Here is a 21,168-nt window from a genome sequence, read left to right on the forward strand (position 1 = left end):
CATGAAAGCAACAACAGCGACAGCCTCAAGAGCGGGCTTGAGAGAGTATGGTGTTTTTACCAAAGCGGGGTTGTCTTCCGCGGTTGGCTTGCCGGGCTTGTTGGTCTATTTGCTCATCGCCCAAGAGATTACGGCCGCGCTTTGGTTCTCCCTTTTGGGTATTTTTCTCTTAGCTCTTGGTGTAAGTGCGCTAAACCAATACCAAGAAAAAGAGCTAGACGCCAAGATGCCACGGTGCCAAAACCGCCCCCTTGTAACAGGGAAAATCTCGCCCTTTGCGGCCATCACGACCATTTCCTTACTCATCGCCAGTGCCACGGTTTCCTTGTACGTGGCCTTGGGGGCCGTGGGCATTCTCTTTTCACTGGTGGTGGTGTTTTTGTACAACGGCGTTTACACGCCCATGAAACAAGCAAGCCCTTATGCGGTATTTCCAGGGGCCATCTTGGGGGTGATGCCTCCGATGATTTGTTGGTTAGCCGCAGGTGGCGGGCTTTTTGAAACACGCTTTTTACCCCTTGCGTGGCTCTATTTTATCTGGCAAGTTCCCCATTTTTGGCTCTTGGTGCTTGTGTACCACAAAGACTACGCCAGTGCCAATTTTCCGACGATGGTGGATGTGATGGGCGTAAATTCACTGGCACGCGTGACGTACGTGTGGATACTTCTTACCATCTTGTCGGCCTTGATGGTGGTGGGCTTTTTTATGCCTCAAAGTGACATCACTTTGGGACTCATCGTAGCGCACGCCCTCTTTTTGGTCTACGCCTCCTTGCCGCTTTTGCGCTTAGAACCGAGCACGCAACGGCTTACATGTAAGAAAATTTTCATGCACCTCAACCTCTACATGCTTTTGGTGGTCGCGTTTTTAGTGATAGATCGGTGGTATTTTGCTTAAGGGGTGATTAGGCACATTGGAATTAAACGGTTATACTGAAGGGCCAAGCGCATTTTCGCTTGCAAAGGAGACACCATCAGCTTATTAACCTTAGGAGTCATCTGGACTTCACGAAAAGAAGATGAAAGGCGCATTCCCATCCATCCTGATCACTTATTGCGCATACCAGAGCATATCCGCCACAGAATGCTCTTTGAAGAGGGGTATGGGAAGGCTTTTGGTCTTGATGATGCGGTCGTAGCCAACCTCACAGGAGGCATCACTTCGCGCAGTGAAATACTGGCAAATGCTAGCATTACTATTATCGCAAAGCCTGTTCCGCAAGACCTTCAAGAGCTTCGAGAAGGGGGTATTTTGTGGGGATATCCCCATTGCGTGCAACAACGCGCCATGACGCAGATGGCGATTGACAAAAAGCAGACGCTCATCGCCTTTGAAGACATGTTTGTGTGGGGTCCAAAAGGAGAAGTAGGGCGACACACCTTTTACAAAAACAATGAAATAGCAGGCTATTGCGCGGTACTGCATGCACTGCAACTCAAAGGGATAGACGGCCACTACGGCAATCAGCGCAAAGTCATCATTTTTAGTTTCGGTGCGGTGAGCCGCGGGGCAATCTACGCGCTCAAAGCCCATGGTTTTAGAGATATTACGATTTGCATCCAGCGCCCTGACCATGAGGTGCGAGAGGAGATTCTTGATTGTGATTATGTGCGTATTGTGCCAGGCGGCGAAGGGGAAGCGCGTATGCTTGTGGTGGAGCATGATGGGACAAAGCGTCCGCTGTATGATCTCATTAAGGAATCAGACATTATCATCAACGGCACTTTCCAAGAACCCGACAATCCAATCGACTATGTGATTGAGGAAGAAAAATTGTGTTTGAAATCTGGCTGCCTTATCATCGATGTGAGTTGTGATGAGGGCATGGGATTTTATTTTGCAAAACCTACCTCCTTTAAAGAACCAATGCTCAAGGTTGAAAATGCGGATTATTATGCGGTAGACCACACCCCTAATTATCTTTGGGAGAGTGCTTCTCGGTCAATCTCGGCCGCGCTCATTGTCTACCTCGAAGCAGTGATGGCAGGGCGTGAGAGTTGGCAAAACAACGAAACCATAAGGCAGGCTATCAATATTGATGAGGGCGTGATTCAAAAGCCCAATATCTTGCTTTTTCAGCATCGTCAAGCGGCCTATCCCCATCTTGAGAAGATGCCAGCATAGTCTTTTTGCCTTTTAGAGAAGTGTTATGTTCGGCAAAAAAACAGTTTCAAAACAACGCGTTTTTACATTCCTTGCATCTGTTGCGCCCCTAAGGGCGCACGCAACGGTTTACACATTGGGATTAGTGGTGCTTAAGGATTGAGTGCTAAAGGGCGGTGTACGTAGCACTCAATGCCCTCGTAAACCCCTCCTGCTTTGTCCACTTCCCCTTTGACGATGGCGTGCCATTGTAGTATTTTGGAATTTAAATTACAAAAATGTGACGCCCTGTTCCAGCTTATAGGCCAACAAATGGGCGATGCTTTTGGTATAAGGCGCGTCCTTTCCTGCTGCTTCAAGGGTGCGGATGACCACACCACAAATCTCTTCTAGCTCCACACTGCGTCCTTGTTCCACATCTACAAGCATGGAAGGTTTGATGGATTCAAAGGTTTTGATGAGGTGAAACATGGCCTCTAGGTCTTCGCCCGTAAGGTTTACATGTAAACTCCGCGCCGCTTGGGCGGTTTCTTGCATGAGACCAAGGACGAGTTGGCTGAGTTTGGGGTGGTGGGTAATGGTGCCCGTTTTGACTTCCAAAAGGGCGCACAAGGCGTTGACACCGTTGTTGATGATGAGTTTTTTCCACAGCTCTTTTTGGATCTCTTCTGTTTTCTCCACGCGCACACCCGCTTGCGTAAAAGCGGCCCCTAGGGCTTGTGTGAAAGCGTCTGCCTTGGCTGTTTTTTCCATAGGGCCGATGACAATCTGTGCATCCCCTAGCGCCTCCACGTGGCCTGGGGAGACGATGTGCGCGCTTAGTTTCACCGTGAGTCCGCCGATGACGTTTTGGCTTCCTAGGGCTTGGCACAGCAGGGTTTCATTTTCGACACCATTTTGCAACGAAACCACAAAGGGCGTGCGCGAAGCGGTGCTAAACCACGCGCTAAGGGCGTGGGCGATGCTTTGGGTTTCCATGGATTTGGCCAAAAGAATGAGCGCCTCGTAAGTACTAACGTCCTCTTTGCACAAGCCTTCCAAAGAGGTCGCGTGGACGGCTTGGGTAAAAGTGAGGCTGGGATGGCTTACATGTAAGCCGTGTTGTTGCATGGCTTCAAGGTGCGTACCTCTAGCAACAAAGGTTACTACATGCCCCGCGTTTGCCAATGCCGCACCAAAATACCCGCCAATACCTCCCGCGCCGATGATGGCTACTTTCATCCTCTCTCCTTACATGTAAACAGTATGGTATTTTACGCAAAAACCCTTGAAAAAGCCCAAATCCCCTAGGTTCTTTATGTTACAATACACCTCAAAAACACCTCCAAAGGAGTAAAAATGTCCATCACAAAAACCGTAACTTTCATTGCAAAAGAAGGCCATGAAGCCCAGCTTCGCGTCCTTTTGACCATGATGGTTGCGCCTTCAAAAGCCGAAAAAGGGTGTACGCTTTATGATATTTTTGAATACAAAAGCGCGCCGGGAAAATTCCTCGTCATTGAGTCGTGGGAAGACGAAGCGGCATTGGATGGGCACAAAGCCTCGGCCCATTACGCGGAGTATAAAGCCAATTTTGAACCCCATTGCGCGTTTAAATCCTCGGATGATTTGGAATTTCTATGAAAAGCCTTTGGGATGAGTGCGTAGCACCAAGCGGCCAAGACGCTCTTGCTTTGCGCGTGTACACCTCCAATCTTTTAGGACAAAGCGACGCTTTGGTGTTGCACGGCGGAGGCAATACCTCGGTCAAAATCACGCACAATGGCATCCCGACGCTCTATGTCAAAGGAAGCGGATGGGACTTGGTAAGCATCCAAAAAGAGGGTTTTGCTCCTGTCAAGCTCGCTCCCTTAGTTGCCCTGGCCCAGCGTGAAACCCTTAGCGACACGGAGATGGTCGCCGCCCAGCGCGCCGCCATGCGCGACCCAAGTGCGCCCAATCCTTCCGTAGAAGCCATCTTGCACGCACTCATCCCCTTTGCCTATGTGGACCACACCCACGCCGATGCGGTCGTGACTATTTCCAACTCCAAAAAAGGCAAGACACACATCAAAACGCTCTATCCTGATTTTTTGATTTTGCCTTATGTGATGCCCGGTTTTGAACTGGCGCGCGAGATTTACCTGCGCACGCGAACCCTTGATTGGTCTACATGTAAAGGAATTATCCTGCACCACCACGGGATTTTCACCTTTGCTGATGATGCTAAGGAAGCGTACGAAAAGATGATTGATGCGGTGAGTATTGCGGAGGATTTTTTGGCTACGCAAGCCCCCCTTGCCACGCCTACGCAAACGCCCGCGCGCACTTTTGATGTTGCTTTGTTGCGCCAAGAAGTTCAAACACGCAAGGGTCACCCCGTGGAAATGGTGCTAAACCAGTCGCCTCTTGCTCTTACGTATGCCAGCAATCCTGCTCTTACATGTAAGGGTGTTTTAACGCCCGAACACATCATTCGCACCAAGCGTACGCCTTTGGTATTGCGCCAAGGCGAAGAGGTGAAACCTGCTTTAAAAGAGTACGAGGAAGCCTATCTGGCTTATTTTGCGCGCTATGCAAAAGGGGAAATCTGCCTTAACCCTGCGCCAAATTACGCGGTAATCGAAGGCTTTGGGGTGGTGAGTTTTGGCAAAAACGCCAAGGAAGCGCACATCATCGACGACATCATCACGCACACCATGGAAGCGGTGTTGCGTGGGGAAGCCCTAGGCGGCTACGTGAGCATCGACGAAGCCCAAAGCTTTGCCATGGAGTATTGGGAACTCGAACAAGCCAAGGTGAAAAAAGCATGAACCATCTTTTAGCTATCGACGCGGGGACGGGCAGTGTGCGCGCGGTACTCTTTGACACGGGCGGAAACCAATGCGCCTTTGCCAGTCGCGAATGGACCCACGCCCAAGAAGCAAACGTACCTTTTAGCATGGGCTTTGACTGCGCGGCCAACTGGGAGCTTGTCAAAGTGTGTATCCAAGAAGTCCTTGCTATCACTAAGGTCGCGCCCGAATCCATCCTTGGCGTGAGTGCTACGAGTATGCGGGAGGGAATCGTCCTTTATGATGCCAACGGCAAAGAGCTGTGGGCGGTGGCCAACGTGGACGCGCGCGCGGGCGAAGAGGTGCGCCTCTTGCATGCACAAGGGCTTGAGGAGGGGTTTTACGCCCAGTCGGGCCAAACCTTTGCCCTAGGTGCTATGCCGCGCCTCTTGTGGCTTAAAACCCATCAGCCTGACACCTACGCCAAGGTCGCACGCGTGTCGATGTTGAGCGATTGGGTGTTGTACAAGCTGTGTGGTGTGCTAGCCAGTGAGCCAAGCAACGCGGGCACAAGTGGGATTTTTTCCCTTAAAGAGCGCACATGGGAACCCGCCATGATGGCTAAGGTGGGGCTAAAAGAGGACATCTTCCCCCCTTGCTATGAAACAGGTACGGTTTTGGGAAATGTCAGCCCTGAAGCCCAAACAGGCTTACATGTAAAGACCAAGGTTGTCTTAGGTGGTGGGGATGTGCAGCTAGGATGCGCGGGGCTTGGGGTAGTAAACAAAGGCGACGCGGCCGTGCTTGGGGGCTCTTTTTGGCAACAAGTGGTGAACATCGACAGTGCCACGCCACCGCCAAAAAGCATGGAAATTCGCGTCAACCCCCACGTCATCAGCGGCCAGTCCCAAGCGGAGGGCATTACCTTTTTTAGCGGCCTTGTGATGCGCTGGTTTCGAGACGTGTTTTGCCAAGAAGAAGTGGCCAAAGCTGCCCAAACAGGCGAAGACGTGTATGCCCTGCTAGAACGCCAAGCCATGGAGGTGCCGGTGGGGTCTCATGGGATTTTGCCTATCTTTTCGGATACTATGAAATACGGGCGGTGGTACCACGCGAGTCCCAGTTTCCTAAACCTCTCCCTAGACCCTTTGGTGTGCAACAAACCTGCCATGTTTCGCGCCCTTCAAGAAAACGCGTGCATCGTTTCCAAGCTCAACCTTGCCAAAATCGAAGCTTTTACAGGCCTTACATGTAAGGCTATTGTCTTTGCGGGCGGGGCGAGTAAAGGCATCCTTTGGCCTCAGATGCTCGCCGATGTCACGGGCTTAACCGTGCGCATCCCCAAAGTCACCGAAGCCACAGCCCTAGGAGCTGCGATGGCAGCGGCGGTAGGGTGTGGACTTTTCCCAACTCTTCAAGACGTGGCAGCTGCGTGGGTGGCGTGGGCGCGCGAATACACACCCAACAGGGAAAACCACCGCGCCTACCAAACCGTCCAAAAACGGTGGGAAAGTGCCTACGCTAAACAAGTAGAGCTTGTGGATGAACATATTACCACCTCTATGTGGAAAGCCCCAGGAGTATAAATGTATTTGACCAACGAAAACAACCACGATTACCGTTACTTTACCTACGGCCCCAAATACCTCACCCAAGGCCCCGCTGTGGACATGGGCGTGGTCATCATCGGGGTGGGGGAGTCCCATCCGTGCCACAAACATACCCGCCAAGAAGAGTCTTTTTTGGTGTTAGAGGGCGAGTGTAGCGTGTATGTGGATGGTGAAAAAGTGTGCATCAAAGAGGGGGATTACCTTCAGTGTGCTCCTGGAGAAGCCCACATGTTTGTGAACGAGAGCACCGCGCCTTTTAAAGCGGTGTTTGTCAAAGCGCCCCATTTGGCGGAAAAAGATTCGGTCTACATCGACTGGAAGCCGGGCGAAGTGTTTGTAAAAGGGTAAACTTTAAGTTTGCTGTTGTCTGTTTTTTCATCATCTCTTTTCAGTAAAACGTTGGACGCAAAAGCGCATAATACGCCCCAAAGAACCAAAAAAAGGCTCACCCCATGCGCACGTTGGTTTTACACACCCTTATCGCTCTCTCTTTGTTGGCCCTGTGCGCGCAAGAAGGGTTCGCAAAAGCTTTGCCTGAACGCATTGACCTTGGGTATGGCGGGTGGGAATACCGCTGGGGCGATTCTCCTTTTAAAGAGGGTGTGCCCGTGTGGGCGGTTGAAGAAAACTCCTCCTCTTGGCAGGCTATCACCTTTCCAAGCAATCCGCCTGTGCGCAACGGACAGACCAATGTATGGTACCGCGTCCCTTTGCCTCACTCCTTGACCTATGACCCCACGCTTTATATCTTTAGCATCGATTTAATCGCAGAATTTTACCTCGAAGGGCAAAAAATCTACCAATATGGCACCTTCGATGCCACAGGCAAGGGCAAGTTTGCGGGCTGGCCGTGGCATATGGTTGGTTTGCCAAGTGATGCGGGCGGGAAGTGGCTGTATGTGCGGGTCTATTCGGATTATCCAGACATCGGGCTTTGGGGCGAGGTGGTGATTGCGAGTAAAGAAACCCACATTTTAAAGATGTTTAAGAGTGATTTTTTTCGCATCAGCATCGGTTCTGTAGCGCTGTTTGTGGGTGTGTTGTTTTTGATAAGTTTCTTGTTGCGTTTTAAAAACCTTGAGATTTTCTTGCTCAGCGCTTTGTTTTTAACCCAAGGGCTAGACTTGATGCTCTCGGCTAAAAGCATTCAGTTTTTTTTCCAGTTCCCTTTGCTGGAACGGTATCTGATGAGCTTTAATTATTTTTTCTTCCCCGTGGGGATGGCGGCATTTTTGGAGCGCATCGCAGGGGCGGGAGCTTTTCGCCTCATTCGCCGTGCGTGGCAAGTCCATTTACTCTACCTTATACTCGCCCTTGGCGGAGCGCTTGGAGGGCTTTTTAACCTCTCTTCGGCTTACCCGATTTTTGATTACATGTACTACTTTCTCACCTTGCCCGTGTTGACGCTTTGGGCGATGAAGGCGGCGATAAAACAGCAACATGAAATGCGGATTGTCGCGGCGGGTTTGCTTGTCGTGTCGGGGTATTGGGCGTACAGTTCGCTTGTTTCGTGGGGAATGATTGCGTGGACAGAGCCTGAACACCATCTTGTGGTGTTTGTGTGTTTGTGCTTGTTTGGGTATGTGGTGATTAAGCGCTTGTTACATGTAGAGGATTTAAAAGAGGCAAACAGGCAGTTGCGCCTTGCCAATGAAACGTTAAACCGCATGCAACAAGAACTCAAACGCGTTGCCACCACCGACCACCTCACAGGGGTGTTTAACCGAAAAAAACTAGACGAAACCCTGCGCGGAGAACTCTTGCGCGCGAAGCGGCATTCTCAGGTTTTTGGGGTGATTTTGCTCGATATTGACAACTTTAAAGCCGTCAACGATACCTATGGCCATCACGTGGGCGATGAGGTGCTCATCGGGTTTGGCGCATTGCTTCAAGCCTCAGTGCGCGCGATTGATACGGTTGGACGCTGGGGCGGGGAAGAGTTTTTGATTGTTTGCCCTGGCACGGATAAAGAGGGGTTAAAACGTTTAGCAGAAGCCTTGCGCCTTTATGTAGAACAGGCATCCTTTGGCGCAGGAGGAGCGCGAACGGCCAGTTTTGGTTTGGCTGTTTTTCAAGAAGACGACTCGGTAGATAGCCTTATCATGCGCGCAGATAAGGCGCTGTATGTGGCAAAATCAGAAGGAAAAAACAAGGTAGTGTGTTTGTAAAATTGGTTGCGGGAGACGGATTTGAACCGCCGACCTTTGGGTTATGAGCCCAACGAGCTACCGGACTGCTCTATCCCGCGACACGGTGAAGGGTGGATGGGGTAGAGGGATTCGAACCCCCGAATGACTGGACCAAAACCAGTTGCCTTACCGCTTGGCTATACCCCAGCAAACGGCAATATTCGGAATGATTGGTTGCGGGAGACGGATTTGAACCGCCGACCTTCGGGTTATGAGCCCGACGAGCTACCGGACTGCTCTATCCCGCGACCTGTCAGCTTAGAAGAAGTGGATGGGGTAGAGGGATTCGAACCCCCGAATAACTGGACCAAAACCAGTTGCCTTACCGCTTGGCGATACCCCAACCTTCCAAAGTTGAGGGTGAAATTATAATGATTTTCGATTGGTTTGTCAAGGTGTTTTTGCTATAATGCGCCTAAAATAAGGATAAAGGAACAATATGACACCATTGGAACGGGTTAAGCGGGCCATAGAAGACATGAAACAGGGCAAGATGGTGATGATGGTGGACGATGAAGACCGAGAGAATGAGGGCGATTTGGTCTATGCTTCGGTGTTTTCTACGCCCCAAAAGGTTAATTTCATGGCTTCCCATGCCAAAGGGCTTATCTGTGTTGCCCTTTCAAAAGCCATCGCGGCGCGCCTTAATCTTGCACCGATGGTCAAAGAAAACGACTCGTCTTATGAGACGGCCTTTACCGTGTCTGTGGATGCACGCGAGGCAAGCACGGGCATCTCCGCAGGGGAGCGGGACATGACCATTAAACTTTTGGCGGATTACAGCACCAAGCCCTCAGATTTGGTGCGCCCAGGCCACATTTTCCCGCTCATCGCCAAAGAGGGTGGGGCGCTGGTGCGCACAGGCCATACGGAAGGCTCGGTGGATTTGTGCCGTTTGTCTGGCCTTGTGGAATCTGCGGTGATTTGTGAAGTCATGAAAGAAGATGGCACCATGGCACGGCGGCCTGATTTGGATATTTTTTGCGAAACCCATGATATCAACATCGTGTACATTTCTGACATCGTCGAATACCGCATGATGCACGAGTCGTTGGTGCGGGTGATTATGGAGTCAAATACAGAATTTTTAGGGGCAAAAGCACGCCGCTACGACTTTGTAGACCACCGCGACAACCACCATGTGGCCTACGCGTTTGGAAAACCGCAAAAAACCTCGGCGGTGAAATTTCACAATGTCATGCCCGACATTGAGTTGCTCGCCACTCCTCGAAAGTTTGACGGGCTCATGAATGCCATCGACCACCTTAAAGAATACGGTGGCGTGTTGGTGTTTTTAGGAAGCCAAGAAAACCCCAACATTCAGATGCGCGAATACGGCATCGGGGCGCAGATTGTGAAGCATTTGGGCGTAGAAGAGATTGAACTGTTGACGACAACCAAAGGCAAAGAATTTGTGGGCATCAGCGGGTTTGGGTTACATATAACCCGTCAGATTGATTTTGAAGGCGGCGAATAACCCTCAAGCGCGAGTAAAAACGCTTTTTTATCTACCCCGCTCGCGTAGCCCACTAAGGCACCATTAGCACCGATGACGCGGTGGCAAGGGATGAGGATAGCAATGGGATTTTTGTTGTTTGCCCCGCCCACCGCGCGCATGGCTTTAGGATTGGCGATGCGCGCGGCGATGGTTTTGTAACTCACACACTCCCCATAGGGAATCTCCTGCAACGCACGCCACACGGCTTGTTGAAAGGAGGTGCCTTTTTGGGGTTCGCACGGGACACTAAAGGTGCGCCGCTTTCCTTCAAAATACTCCTGCAGTTCTTGGTAAGCTTGGGCTAACACAGGGTCATGAAGGGCGCTAAGGTCGGTGGGTTGAGGGGAAAGAAAAGAGAGTGCTGTGATGGCGCGTGTGTTGGAAGAAAGACCAAGGGTTCCTAAAGGACTTTGAAAGACAATCTGGGGCATGATACGTCCTTTTTTGGGGAAGTATAACACGTTCACTGTAAGGAAAACAATAATGAAAAAACGATGGATTTTAAGCGGGGCAGCGGCCCTTGCGATAGTGGCTGTTTTTGGCGCCAATGAAGCGGCGGCTTCGCGCGTGCAAAGTGAGATTGGTACAGAGCTTACGGACAGCGAGATTGGCTACGAGAGCGTTACATGTAAGGGGATTTACCCAGATTTTACGTGCGCTGTTTCACAGGTGCGTTACGAGGGTGTTGGAATCAAAAAAGTGACCCTTTTGGGAACCCAAGGGCTTAAAGACATGCACCATCAGGTGGATGGCAAGCATGGGTTTGGGTTGGAGATTGAAGGGATAAAAATCGAAGATTTTAACCAACCGTGGGTGTTTATGCTCAACCTTTTAAGCGGCGGCGCCTTTGCTCAAAGCTGGCCGTTGATGGAGGCTTTTGTGTTTAATGACGCGGGAAAGATTTCTCTTTCGGGTAAAGCCGTGTTAAAAGAGGGAAACCTCAATGCGGTGGAAGATTTTAGCATGACACTGCGCAATAACTTTGGTGCAACACAGATGGGATTTAGCGCGCTTTACACGCAAAACATCCCGCATTTTACACGCCTTGATGCGTCTTTGAATCTTGTGGATTTGCGTGAAGTAGTAGATACGTTTTACCGTTTGATGGAAAATCCTGAGGCGACTAAAGAAGAGTTAGATGAAGCCTTTGTGGCGTTCAAAGCAGACGCTTTAGCGGAGATTCGCCAAGAGATTCTCCAAAGTGAAGACCCCGTGACCAAAGACGCCCTTGTGGCGTTTGAGCAAGTCTTGAGCGAAAAAAGCAAGCACATTTCCGTGCGCGTGGTAGCCAAAGACGCCCAAGGCCTTGACCTAAACGCCCTTTCTTTGGCGGGTCAAGAACAGCTTGACGTGGTGATTCGCAACTAGGAGGTACCCATGACGCCTGCGGTTGATGTGGCCAAAAAAGCCAAGGTAGCCTACACCCTTCACGAGTACACCCACGACCCCAAAGCCCCTTCGTATGGGCTGGAAGCGGCACAGTTATTGGGTGTGGCGGGCGCGCGGGTGTTTAAAACGTTGATGGTAGCTTTGGAAGGCAAAGGGTTTGCCATCGGCATCGTTCCTGTGGAAAAACAGCTAAGCTTAAAGCAAATCGCCAAAGCTGCAGGAGCCAAAAAAGCCGTGATGGCAGACAAGGACGATGTGGCGCGCGTCTCGGGCTACGTGCTTGGGGGCGTGAGTCCCCTGGGGCAGAAAAAACAGCTCAAAACCTTCATCGACACTTCCGCACTCGACCAAGAGAGCATCTTCGTCAGCGCAGGACGGCGCGGCCTGGAGATTGAGCTGGCTCCTGAAGTGCTTAAAACCCTCACCCGTGCCGTGTTTGCTCCTATCGCGCAAGGTGATTAAGAAGAAAGTGTAGTTATTTTTACCTTCGTTATTTTTTGGCTACAATAATCCGATACATTCAAGCCCTGCATAGCTTATTTTTTTGGCATACTCGGCGCAAATGAGCTGTTTCCCATCGCGTGGTGTCCAATAAAAATTAGATTTTTTTTAAGTAAGTATTTTAGTTAAAATCTATAAAATAAAAAAAACTTTACCAAAAGGGAGAGGCGCGGTGTTTGAAATGTGGCTAGCTTTTGCATTGGTGTTGTTCGGGGCACTTTTTTTATTTCTCGCACTTAGCCCTATCTACCGTGTTGTGGGTGAACTTTCTGATGAAAATCTTAAGCTTCAGTGGAGGCTTTTGGGACTTTTGGTTGGAGTGTTTATCGTAAGTTATGGCATCTATGCCTTTGATATTTTCATGCACCCGCCTAGGCTTTTGGTGCCTCTGATTTTTTTCTTTGGGGGATTGTTTGTGGTGATGGTGGCTTTTTTGGCGGAAAAAACGGCCAAGGATTTGAAAAAAATCTCAACTCTTGAACAAGAAAACATCACCGATTCGCTCATGAAAATCCACAACCGTCGTTATTTTGAGTACTCCTTAAAAGAAGCAGTCAAGCGGTGCTATTTGCAACCTGCCTGCGCGCTTTCGTTGTTGATGATAGACGTAGACCACTTTAAACTTCTCAATGACACCCATGGACATCAAAAAGGGGACGAGGTACTTGTGGCGCTTGCGGGGCTTTTGCAAGGGCTTGCGCGAAAGTCTGATGTGGTGGCGCGTTATGGGGGCGAGGAGGTGTGTATCATCGCCTCAGGAGCGAACGAAGACGAAGCGGTGTTGTTGGCTGAGCGTATCCGTGAAAAAGTCGCTCAAAGTACGGCGGGGCTTTGTTTTGGGACTAAAGAAACCGCATGTGTCACCGTAAGTATTGGGGTGGCCACATGGCGTGAAGGGGAGAGCGCGGGGCAATTGCTCAAACGCTCGGACAAAGCGCTTTATCAGGCCAAAGCCAACGGTCGCAACTGCGTGGTTCACGCCGATGCGTGTGTGGGTTGATGCGGTTACTGCATTTTTCCGACACACACTTGGGGTTTAATGACCTTGAGGTGCTCAATGCCCAGAACATCAACCAGCGGGAAGCGGATTTTTACGATGCGTTTGAACAGGTGGTGGCACAGATTGAGGCGCTTAGGCCTGATTTTATCCTCCACACGGGCGACCTTTTTCACCGCTCCTCTCCAAGCAACCGCGCCATCACTTTTGCACTTGAACAGTTTAAAATCATCGATAGTTTGGGGATTCCTTGCATCATGATAGCAGGGAATCACTCCACGCCGCGCACCAACCTAAGCTCCCCGATTTTAAAAATCTTTGAAAATTTTAAAAACATCCACGTGGCGTACAGCCAAGCGTATGAGAAATTTGCCTTTGATGAGGTAGTCTTCCATGGGCTGCCTCACATGAATGACGAGACAAAAGCCCTCTCTCAGATAGAACGTTGCGAGCAAAACATCGACCCGACCAAGCGCAACATCATGTTGCTCCACTGTTCCGTGGGCGCGCACTACCTCATGGCGGAGTTTGGCGAGTGGGTGTACCCGCGTGAAAAAGAGGCTCTCTTTGCACAGATGGACTACGTCGCCCTTGGGCATTGGCATGGATTTGGCAAGGTGGGCAAGCATGAGAATGTGTACTACGCAGGTTCGAGCGAGCGCACGAGCCTAAACGACAAACGCAACTCAAAAGGCTTTGCGCTTGTCACACTGGATGAGGCTTTACATGTAAACTACCAAGAGATACAAATTCGCCCCATTAAAACCTACGAGATTGATTGCGAGGACTTTGAAAGCGCTGTTGCGGCTTTACATGTAAAGGATGTAAAAGACGCGCTTGTGGAGGTCAAACTGACCAATCTCACGCCTTTGCAGTCCATCGACATCCAAACCCGTGACATCAAAAACCTCTTTGAGGGAGCCTTACATGTAAGCATCAAGCGCGAGTTCAAAGGCACCTCAAACGACGCGGGACTTGGCGACATCGAAGCCCTCTCTTTGGAAGCGTATTTTTTAGAGCACATCAAAGAAGAGAGCAAGCCTGAGGAGTTTGAACGGCTTAGGGGGAAGATTCAAGCCCTTTTTGGCGCGTACGAGGAGGCGAGCGATGATACTCTCTAGCCTTCGCCTTGAAAACTTTAAGCGTTACCGCTCCTTTGACATCGCGTTTGGCGAGGGGTTAACGGGCATCATCGGGAAAAACGGGAGCGGCAAGTCGACCCTTTTTGAAGCCATCCTTTTTGCGCTGTATGGCGAGGCGAAAAAGCGAGGCAACAAGGAGCTAATGCGCAACGCCAACGTGAGCGACAAAGAGGCGGTGGTGGTGGAGCTTGCCTTTGAGGTTGAGGGCGTGGCGTACAGGGTTGTGCGGGAGTTTCGCGGTAAAGCACTCAGTGCCAATGCCAAGCTGTACAAAAACGGCGAACTCACCACAAGCGGCGCCAAGGAAGTCACGATCGCTATCATCAAGCTCACCCGCATGGGAAAAGAGGCATTTTTGCACACGCTTTTTGCCTCTCAAAAAGAGCTTACCAGCCTCAGCACGCTTAACAAAGAAGATCGAAAAAAGATGATACGCAAACTTCTTGGGCTTGAAAAGATAGACTTTGTGGAAAATGAACTCATCGAAAAAAGCAGGGAACTCAAACGCGACATCGCGGCAAGTGCAGAATTTCTTTTAGGCGAAGAAGAACTCAAAAGTAAAACAGCGTTGATCAAAGAGACAACCGCCATAAAACAAGGGTTTGAGCAAGAAGTAAAAACCAAATCCCTAGAGCTAGAAAACACAAAGAAAAAAGAGTTACATGTAAAGAGCGAACTGGAACTTTTTGTCAAAACAAAAGAGCAAAAACAAAAGCTTATAAGCGAACTTTCTCTCATCAAAAACGACATCAACGCAAATCTAGCCAATCAAACCAAGCTCACCACAGAGCTCAAAAACCTAGAAATAAAAGCCAAAGAACTTAAAGGTTTAAGCACCGTCAAAAAAGAGTACGAAGCCTTACATGTAAAACTCAAAGAGCAAGAAAATCTCAAAAATATACAGATCAAAAAAGAGGGTTTGGAAAAAGAGCAAACCCAGTTACGTGCCCAGTACACCAAAGCCAAAACAGACATCGCAACTTTGGAAGAGCAAACCAAACCGTATGAGACACTTTTAGGGCAAAAAAAAGAAAATGAAGCCTTGTCAACAAAGCTAAAAACCGAGCTTTTGGGCAAGCAAACAGAGCAAAAAAATCTTCAAAATGAACTCTCAGCCGAACAGCGAGTCGTCTTAGACACACAACAAAAGATAGCCAAGATACAAAGTCTAGGTAGAGAATCAAACTGCCCTACATGTACAAGACAACTGCTTGATGAATACGACAATGTCATCGCATCCCTAAACGACATCGTGCAAAAGACACAAACTCAAAAGATAGACAAAACCAAAGAAAAACTTGACATCCTCACCAAACAGATAGGAGAGCTTGAACTTCAAAAAGAGCAAACCCAAAAAGCTTTACATGTAAACGAGACGGCTCTTAGTTTGATACTCAGCAAGCAAAAAGATTTGGCAAGTGCCAAAGAGCATTTTACAAAAGTAAGCGAACAAGGCAAACGCAACAAAGAGGAGCTAGACACACTCGCCAAACACGCTTACGATGAAGCTTTACATGTAAGCCTACAAAAAAACTTTTTGGAGCTAAAACCAAAGTACGAAGCCGTCCTAAGTCTTGAAACTGAACTCAAACGAGAGCAGGGCGTGAGGGAGGATCTCGCACTTACAGTAAAAAGTGCAGAAGCTTTACATGTAAAGGCTAAAGAGAAAGAATTGGAAGTGCAAAAAACCCTTTATGATGAGCTAAAACACACCGCAAAACAAAGCGAATACGACGAACTTCAAAAACAAAAAGAGAAACAATACAGCGTAATTTCAGAGCTAAAAGAAAAAATAGCAAAAAATGAAGGCGAGATAAAAACCTTGCAAAACGCTCTGGAAAATAACGACATACAACTTAAAAAAGTACAGAGTAAAAAAGACGATTTGCAAGACTATGAGAAAATAAAACTGAGCCTCAGCGAGTTTAAAACCAAACTCAACTCAAAAATAGCCCCACGCATCTCACAAATCGCCTCGGGGATGTACGCTACCATCACCAAAGGAAAATACCAATACATCGAAGTAAACAACGACTTTGACTTTTTCATCTACGACGAGGGCAAATGCTACCCCATAGAACGCTTCAGCGGTGGCGAGATAGACCTTGCCAACTTAGTGCTTCGCATCGCCATCTCTAAAACACTAAGTGAACTCAGCGGTGCAAGTAGCGTGGGATTTTTAGCCTTCGATGAAGTCTTCGGAAGCCAAGACGAAAACCGAAGAATGGAAATCTTAGAAGCGTTTCATACTATAAAAGAACAGTACAGGCAGATATTTTTGATAAGCCATGAGATGGAGATAAAAGAGATGTTTGAGAGAGTTGTGGAGTTGTAAAAAAATTAATTTAAGGAGTAACTATAATGAATAAGAAAGCACATTTAGCAATATCTGTAATTTCTCATAAAGATTTTGAAAAAAGAGAAGAATTTAATGAGACGATTTATTCAACATTTTGTAAAGATTTGGAAGACTGTCTTAATAGAGGTATAAATATTCCTGTCTTTTTTTATGATAGCAATAGCATTAATATTAATAAAGATTCATATGAAAAAAATATTATTGTGGTTTTGATTGATGATAAGCTTATTCTTGATAATAAAACTAATGATTTGAGTTGTATTACTTCTGATGAAGAGCTTTCTATTGTATCTTTTGCCATATCAAAAAATGCATATAAATTAAGTACATATTTTAATGATAAAAATCTTGTTCAACTTCATGATTCAAAAAATGTGGTAGACACAATGATTTTAAATTTGGCTCATTTCATTTGTAAGTGTTTGACGGATAAGCAACAAAAAGTGTTTATAAGCCATGCTAAATTAGATGGAAATAACATTGCTAAAGATTTGCAACATTATATTTCGACAGAAACCAAGCTTGATAGCTTTTTCGATGCTCATAATATTCAAGAGTCCACAGAATGGAAAAATGAATTAGAAGAGAATCTTAAAGATTCGATAGTTTTAGTTTATTATACTGATTTGTACTCTACAAGATTGTGGTGTCGAAAAGAGATACTATTTGCCAAGAAATATGATAGACCAATTCTTCTAGTGAATCTATTAAAAAAAAGAGAAGAGAGAAGCTTTCCATATATGGCAAATGTACCCATTATAAAAATAGAAGACTTTTCAAATGAAAACTATTTATTAATACTAAAAAGCCTTTTAGTTGAGACGGTGCGATACTACTATCATCACAAAATCTTGGAAGATTTTTTGTCTACGAATCAGCCAAAAGAGAACTTCACTTCGATTGCTTTTGCCCCTGAACTTTTAACACTTATAAATAAAAATGCTTGTGAAAATTTCATTTACCCTGATCCACCAATTGGTTTAGAAGAGATAGCGATTTTAAATAGTTATAAACCTGAAATATATTACACACCATTGACATATCTAAATAAAAATTCGCAAAAGAGAGATTTTAAAGTTGCACTTTCAATATCTGAATCACAAGATATTGAGGAATATGGACTTAGGTTATATCATCTTAGAAGCCTTATAGTTGAACTAGCTAGATATTTTCTAGCTTTTGATATGCAATTAATGTATGGTGGAGATATAAGATACGATAAGCAGTTTAATTTTGCAGAAATAATTGCACAGTTGGTTCAAAGTTATAATGAAGATTATTTGAAAGATGCCGTAGTTACTAATTATAGTTCATATCCATACTATAAAAAAATTGATGATGCATTAAAAACTGATCTATTGGATATAGTTGATTTTATTGAAGTACAACCAGATGAAAAATACGACACAACTAATTTAGATGACTTAGAACAAAGTTATATCACAGCACAAACTCTCACTAAAATGAGGGTAGAGATGACAGGCATAATGGATATAAAAGTAATAGCAGGCGGTAAAACTGAGAATTTTGCAGGGAAATATCCAGGAGTTTTGGAAGAAGCATATTTAGCTTTAGAAAATGAAATACCAATATATTTAATAGGTGGTTTTGGTGGTGTTGCAAAAAAAATAGTAGATTTGCTGAGCGGCGATATACCTAAAGAGTTTTGTGTTGAGCATCAGTCCAAAAATAACAGTTTTAAAACTTTGTATGAATATTATAAAACAAAGGGTGAAGAGGCTGAAATAAACTATGAAAAAATAAATAGTCTATTTATTAGAAAAGGAGTTGATGGGTTAAATAATGGCTTGAGTGTAGATGAGAATAGAAAACTTTTTGAGAGTAAAAATATATATGAGATTGTATATCTAATTTTCAAAGGGATAGAAAATATGATGATAAAGGATAAAAATGCCTAGAATAATTACATTGAGTGAAATGAAAAGTTATGTAAGTAATAATATTACAGCATCAAGACAATTAATTGAAAATTCATCTTTGTCTTTGGAAAATTATAATTATCAGCCGTATACATTTGTCTCTTACTCTTCTAAAGACAGTGAATATTTACCTTGTGTTTTAAATATATTGACAAATCACGGGGCAAAGCCATATGTAGATAAAGGTGATGATAGACTACCAAATCCTCCATCTGTAAAAACAGCAGAAGTATTAAAAGATACTATTAAAAAATCTAAGCGAATGGTTGTTTTTGTAACCACCAATAGTAAAGATAGCAAATGGGTGCCTTGGGAGTTAGGGCTAGGAGATGGTAGCAAAAACAATAGTGATATTGCGATATTCCCATCGGCAGAAAATTCATATGAAACAACATGGTTAGAACAAGAATATTTAGGATTATACAATAGGATAGTTTTTGGTGCTTTGAAAGGTTACGATAAAGATGTTTGGATGGTTTATAACTATCAAGAAAATTCAGCAACTGAATTATCAAAATGGCTAGGTTGAGGAGAGGAAATGAGACATAATGTATTTGTAAGCTACCATCATGCCAATGACCAATATTATAGGAATCAATTTGAAAATCTTTTTTCTAATACATATGACATTATGGTTTCTAAGTCTGTTCAAATTGGGGATATAAATGAAAATTTACCAACTGAAACAATAAGACAAAAAATTAGAGATGAATATTTAAGAGATTCAACAGTTACGGTTGTACTAATTGGTTCTGAAACTTGGAAAAGAAAACATGTTGATTGGGAAATAGGCTCAAGTATTAGGCAAACTCAATATAGTTCAAGGTCTGGGCTGATTGGAATATTATTGCCAAGCTATCATGAACATTATAATCGAGAATATGGGAAATATCATCACAATGAAATACCTCCAAGATTATCTGACAATGTGAAAAATGGATTTGCAAAACTATATGAGTGGAGTGATAATCCTCATGATGTTCAAAAATGGATACATGAAGCATTTGAAAGACGAAACAAAATAATCCCTGATAACTCTTTTCCTACTTTTGTTAATAATAGAAGTGGTGACAGATGGCAAAAGTGATTAAATGAAACATTGAAGTATGGAAAACTTTTTGAGAGTTAAAAGATATATAAGATTGTATATTTTGTAATGAGTGGAATCAAATAAATATCAATAAGGGGAGGTATGTCACCAATGAAAAAACTTTTCGATATTGTAAAAGAAATGGAGAACGAAGCAATGCAATTAAATGGAAATTTAGTTACAAATGAATTTTTTAAAAGTAAATTGAAAGTTTCATCAGAATCTTTCGGGAATGAAAGTGCTACTTTTCATGCACTTTCATGTGATACATTTTTAGCACATTCATCTAGTGATATTGATTTAGTGAAAGACATAATTGTATATTTTCAAAAATTAGGAGCAAAACCATATATTGATAAAGATGATATGGAGTTACCATTAAATACTTCATCAAAGACGGCTTCAACATTAATTTATAATATAGAAGCTTGTAATAAATTTGTAGTAGTAGTTACGGATAATTCAATAAATAGTAAGTGGGTTCCTTGGGAGCTTGGAGTTGCAAATAGTAAAAAAGACTATAAAGATGTAGCGATACTACCAATTAAGAGTTCAATAGTCAATGGCGATTGGAAAAATAATGAGTATTTGGGGATATATCAACAAATTCGAGAAAAAAATGGACAGTTGATTATCTATAATCCTGAAAATAAAGAAGGTTCATCTATAAATGAATGGTTTAATTCATGAACTTACAACAAATATGTTATCAATGTGATTATGGGGATAGAGAAAAACTAAGAGAGCCAATTAGAGAGCTAGTAACAAAATATTCTCCGCAAGTTTTAGGGATAATGCCTTTTGTAAATAATAACCCATACCAGCTAGAGTTTTATTTGGTATTAGAGTTTGAACATGAATCGATAGAGAAGTATATAAGAGATCATATAGAGCCATTATGTATAAAAGAATTATCTTCCATATCTGTGAATTATTTATTGCAGTCTATGTGTGAAAGAAGATTTAATAGTACAAATCATATATTTCCTGAGCAAGTCAATATGTTTTTTGATACTTTTTTCTTTTTTGATGAGAGAATAATTCTTGAAAAAAAAGGTTATAAGCCAGCTTCAAAATTATTTCCGCCCAATACAGTTTTCTTTAGCTATAGCAGTGATGAAAAAGAGAAGATACGAACACTTCATACGTATTTGATGCCTTATAATTTACCAATATTCTTTGATATGGATAATATACAGGTAGGTAATGATATTGCTGCTGAAATACAAGCTGCAATACAAGATTCTAAAGGAATAATATTTTTTATAAATCAAAAATTTATTGCTAGTCCATGGTGTAAAAACGAAGCGGTAATTGCTCAACAGTTGAGTAAAAAACCAATATATATTATAGATTCAAATTTATCTAAAGATATTATAAATGATCAATATAAATCTATTTTATATATTGAACAAGATTTCAATAATATTGATTACAAGCACCTTGCTAAAAAGATTCTGGAAGTGTTTAATGGTTAGTCGTAGAAATAAATTAAATATAGTTAAAGTTACGGGCGATTTTATGAAGCCCATGGTTCATAAACACCCTTACATGTAAACCCATTTTAAGTGAAGGTGACACAAAGAAATTTGGCGT

At 44.8% G+C, this 21,168-nt stretch carries 20 protein-coding genes and 4 tRNA genes; 18 read left to right on the forward strand and 6 right to left on the reverse strand.

Going from position 1 to position 21,168, the window contains the following annotated elements; translation table 11 throughout:
- Position 1 precedes the first annotated feature (1 nt).
- Entirely contained in the window at positions 2-898 is an 897-nt protein-coding gene (locus AC5SLM_RS09480; protein WP_495250714.1) for a protoheme IX farnesyltransferase, read from the forward strand.
- A 99-nt stretch (positions 899-997) separates the two neighbouring features.
- Entirely contained in the window at positions 998-2,125 is a 1,128-nt protein-coding gene (locus tag AC5SLM_RS09485) for a N(5)-(carboxyethyl)ornithine synthase (protein WP_495250862.1), read from the forward strand.
- 249 nt (positions 2,126-2,374) lie between these two features.
- Here AC5SLM_RS09485 and AC5SLM_RS09490 read toward each other — a convergent pair whose 3' ends face one another.
- A complete protein-coding gene (locus AC5SLM_RS09490; protein WP_495250715.1) occupies positions 2,375-3,325 on the reverse strand; it encodes a ketopantoate reductase family protein in 951 nt (316 codons plus the stop codon).
- A gap of 117 nt (positions 3,326-3,442) precedes the next feature.
- Here AC5SLM_RS09490 and AC5SLM_RS09495 point away from each other — a divergent pair, with 117 nt between their 5' ends.
- The 5 genes from AC5SLM_RS09495 (at position 3,443) to AC5SLM_RS09515 (ending at position 8,635) form a co-directional block, all read left to right on the forward strand.
- Positions 3,443-3,727 carry a putative quinol monooxygenase gene (locus AC5SLM_RS09495; RefSeq protein WP_495250716.1) on the forward strand — a complete coding sequence of 95 codons (285 nt, stop codon included), beginning with the start codon at positions 3,443-3,445 and terminating at the stop codon, positions 3,725-3,727.
- Complete coding sequence (locus tag AC5SLM_RS09500; RefSeq protein ID WP_495250717.1) at positions 3,724-4,896, forward strand: class II aldolase/adducin family protein; 1,173 nt, start codon at positions 3,724-3,726, stop codon at positions 4,894-4,896. Before AC5SLM_RS09495 ends, AC5SLM_RS09500 begins: the two co-directional genes overlap by 4 nt.
- The gene (lsrK, locus tag AC5SLM_RS09505; protein ID WP_495250718.1) at positions 4,893-6,443 is read left to right on the forward strand and encodes an autoinducer-2 kinase; all 1,551 of its coding nucleotides are present in this window, start codon (positions 4,893-4,895) and stop codon (positions 6,441-6,443) included. The genes AC5SLM_RS09500 and lsrK overlap by 4 nt, the downstream gene beginning before the upstream one ends.
- Complete coding sequence (locus tag AC5SLM_RS09510) at positions 6,444-6,815, forward strand: cupin domain-containing protein (protein ID WP_495250719.1); 372 nt, start codon at positions 6,444-6,446, stop codon at positions 6,813-6,815.
- 104 nt (positions 6,816-6,919) lie between these two features.
- Positions 6,920-8,635: a GGDEF domain-containing protein gene (locus AC5SLM_RS09515; RefSeq protein ID WP_495250720.1), complete on the forward strand. Its 1,716-nt coding sequence runs from the start codon at positions 6,920-6,922 to the stop codon at positions 8,633-8,635.
- A 3-nt stretch (positions 8,636-8,638) separates the two neighbouring features.
- Here the strand turns inward: AC5SLM_RS09515 and AC5SLM_RS09520 are convergent.
- From AC5SLM_RS09520 to AC5SLM_RS09535, 4 genes are all read right to left on the reverse strand, one after another.
- Positions 8,639-8,715 (reverse strand) — tRNA-Met (locus AC5SLM_RS09520).
- A 13-nt stretch (positions 8,716-8,728) separates the two neighbouring features.
- Positions 8,729-8,803, reverse strand: a tRNA-Gln gene (locus tag AC5SLM_RS09525).
- Positions 8,804-8,827: 24 nt separating this feature from the next.
- Positions 8,828-8,904 (reverse strand) — tRNA-Met (locus AC5SLM_RS09530).
- A gap of 20 nt (positions 8,905-8,924) precedes the next feature.
- Positions 8,925-8,999 (reverse strand) — tRNA-Gln (locus tag AC5SLM_RS09535).
- Between the two features lie 96 nt (positions 9,000-9,095).
- Here AC5SLM_RS09535 and AC5SLM_RS09540 point away from each other — a divergent pair.
- On the forward strand, positions 9,096-10,133 hold the full coding sequence (locus tag AC5SLM_RS09540; RefSeq protein WP_495250721.1) for a bifunctional 3,4-dihydroxy-2-butanone 4-phosphate synthase/GTP cyclohydrolase II: 1,038 nt from the start codon (positions 9,096-9,098) through the stop codon (positions 10,131-10,133).
- On the opposite strand, the gene AC5SLM_RS09545 is transcribed toward AC5SLM_RS09540, so the two are convergent.
- Positions 10,106-10,585 (reverse strand): methylated-DNA--[protein]-cysteine S-methyltransferase, encoded by a 480-nt coding sequence (locus AC5SLM_RS09545; RefSeq protein WP_495250722.1) that lies wholly within the window; start codon positions 10,583-10,585, stop codon positions 10,106-10,108. The two genes, AC5SLM_RS09540 and AC5SLM_RS09545, sit on opposite strands and share 28 nt — an antisense overlap.
- A gap of 52 nt (positions 10,586-10,637) precedes the next feature.
- Between AC5SLM_RS09545 and AC5SLM_RS09550 the strand changes: the two genes are divergently transcribed.
- The 10 genes from AC5SLM_RS09550 to AC5SLM_RS09595 all read left to right on the forward strand — a co-directional run bounded on the left by AC5SLM_RS09550 (position 10,638) and on the right by AC5SLM_RS09595 (position 21,050).
- A complete protein-coding gene (locus tag AC5SLM_RS09550) occupies positions 10,638-11,522 on the forward strand; it encodes a hypothetical protein (protein ID WP_495250723.1) in 885 nt (294 codons plus the stop codon).
- 9 nt (positions 11,523-11,531) lie between these two features.
- A complete protein-coding gene (gene ybaK / locus AC5SLM_RS09555; protein ID WP_495250724.1) occupies positions 11,532-12,005 on the forward strand; it encodes a Cys-tRNA(Pro) deacylase in 474 nt (157 codons plus the stop codon).
- A 220-nt stretch (positions 12,006-12,225) separates the two neighbouring features.
- A complete protein-coding gene (locus AC5SLM_RS09560) occupies positions 12,226-13,044 on the forward strand; it encodes a GGDEF domain-containing protein (RefSeq protein WP_495250863.1) in 819 nt (272 codons plus the stop codon).
- Positions 13,044-14,162: a metallophosphoesterase family protein gene (locus AC5SLM_RS09565; protein WP_495250725.1), complete on the forward strand. Its 1,119-nt coding sequence runs from the start codon at positions 13,044-13,046 to the stop codon at positions 14,160-14,162. The genes AC5SLM_RS09560 and AC5SLM_RS09565 overlap by 1 nt, the downstream gene beginning before the upstream one ends.
- The gene (locus AC5SLM_RS09570; RefSeq protein WP_495250726.1) at positions 14,149-16,518 is read left to right on the forward strand and encodes an AAA family ATPase; all 2,370 of its coding nucleotides are present in this window, start codon (positions 14,149-14,151) and stop codon (positions 16,516-16,518) included. Before AC5SLM_RS09565 ends, AC5SLM_RS09570 begins: the two co-directional genes overlap by 14 nt.
- A gap of 26 nt (positions 16,519-16,544) precedes the next feature.
- A complete protein-coding gene (locus AC5SLM_RS09575) occupies positions 16,545-18,461 on the forward strand; it encodes a TIR domain-containing protein (protein WP_495250727.1) in 1,917 nt (638 codons plus the stop codon).
- Positions 18,454-19,011, forward strand: coding sequence for a toll/interleukin-1 receptor domain-containing protein (locus tag AC5SLM_RS09580; RefSeq protein ID WP_495250728.1), 558 nt, complete (start codon positions 18,454-18,456; stop codon positions 19,009-19,011). Before AC5SLM_RS09575 ends, AC5SLM_RS09580 begins: the two co-directional genes overlap by 8 nt.
- Positions 19,012-19,020: 9 nt before the next feature.
- A complete protein-coding gene (locus AC5SLM_RS09585; protein ID WP_495250729.1) occupies positions 19,021-19,569 on the forward strand; it encodes a TIR domain-containing protein in 549 nt (182 codons plus the stop codon).
- A 105-nt stretch (positions 19,570-19,674) separates the two neighbouring features.
- Positions 19,675-20,262, forward strand: coding sequence for a toll/interleukin-1 receptor domain-containing protein (locus AC5SLM_RS09590; protein WP_495250730.1), 588 nt, complete (start codon positions 19,675-19,677; stop codon positions 20,260-20,262).
- Complete coding sequence (locus tag AC5SLM_RS09595; protein WP_495250731.1) at positions 20,259-21,050, forward strand: toll/interleukin-1 receptor domain-containing protein; 792 nt, start codon at positions 20,259-20,261, stop codon at positions 21,048-21,050. Before AC5SLM_RS09590 ends, AC5SLM_RS09595 begins: the two co-directional genes overlap by 4 nt.
- Positions 21,051-21,168 lie beyond the last annotated feature (118 nt).

The organism is Sulfurospirillum sp. HTRB-L1 (assembly GCF_059415125.1).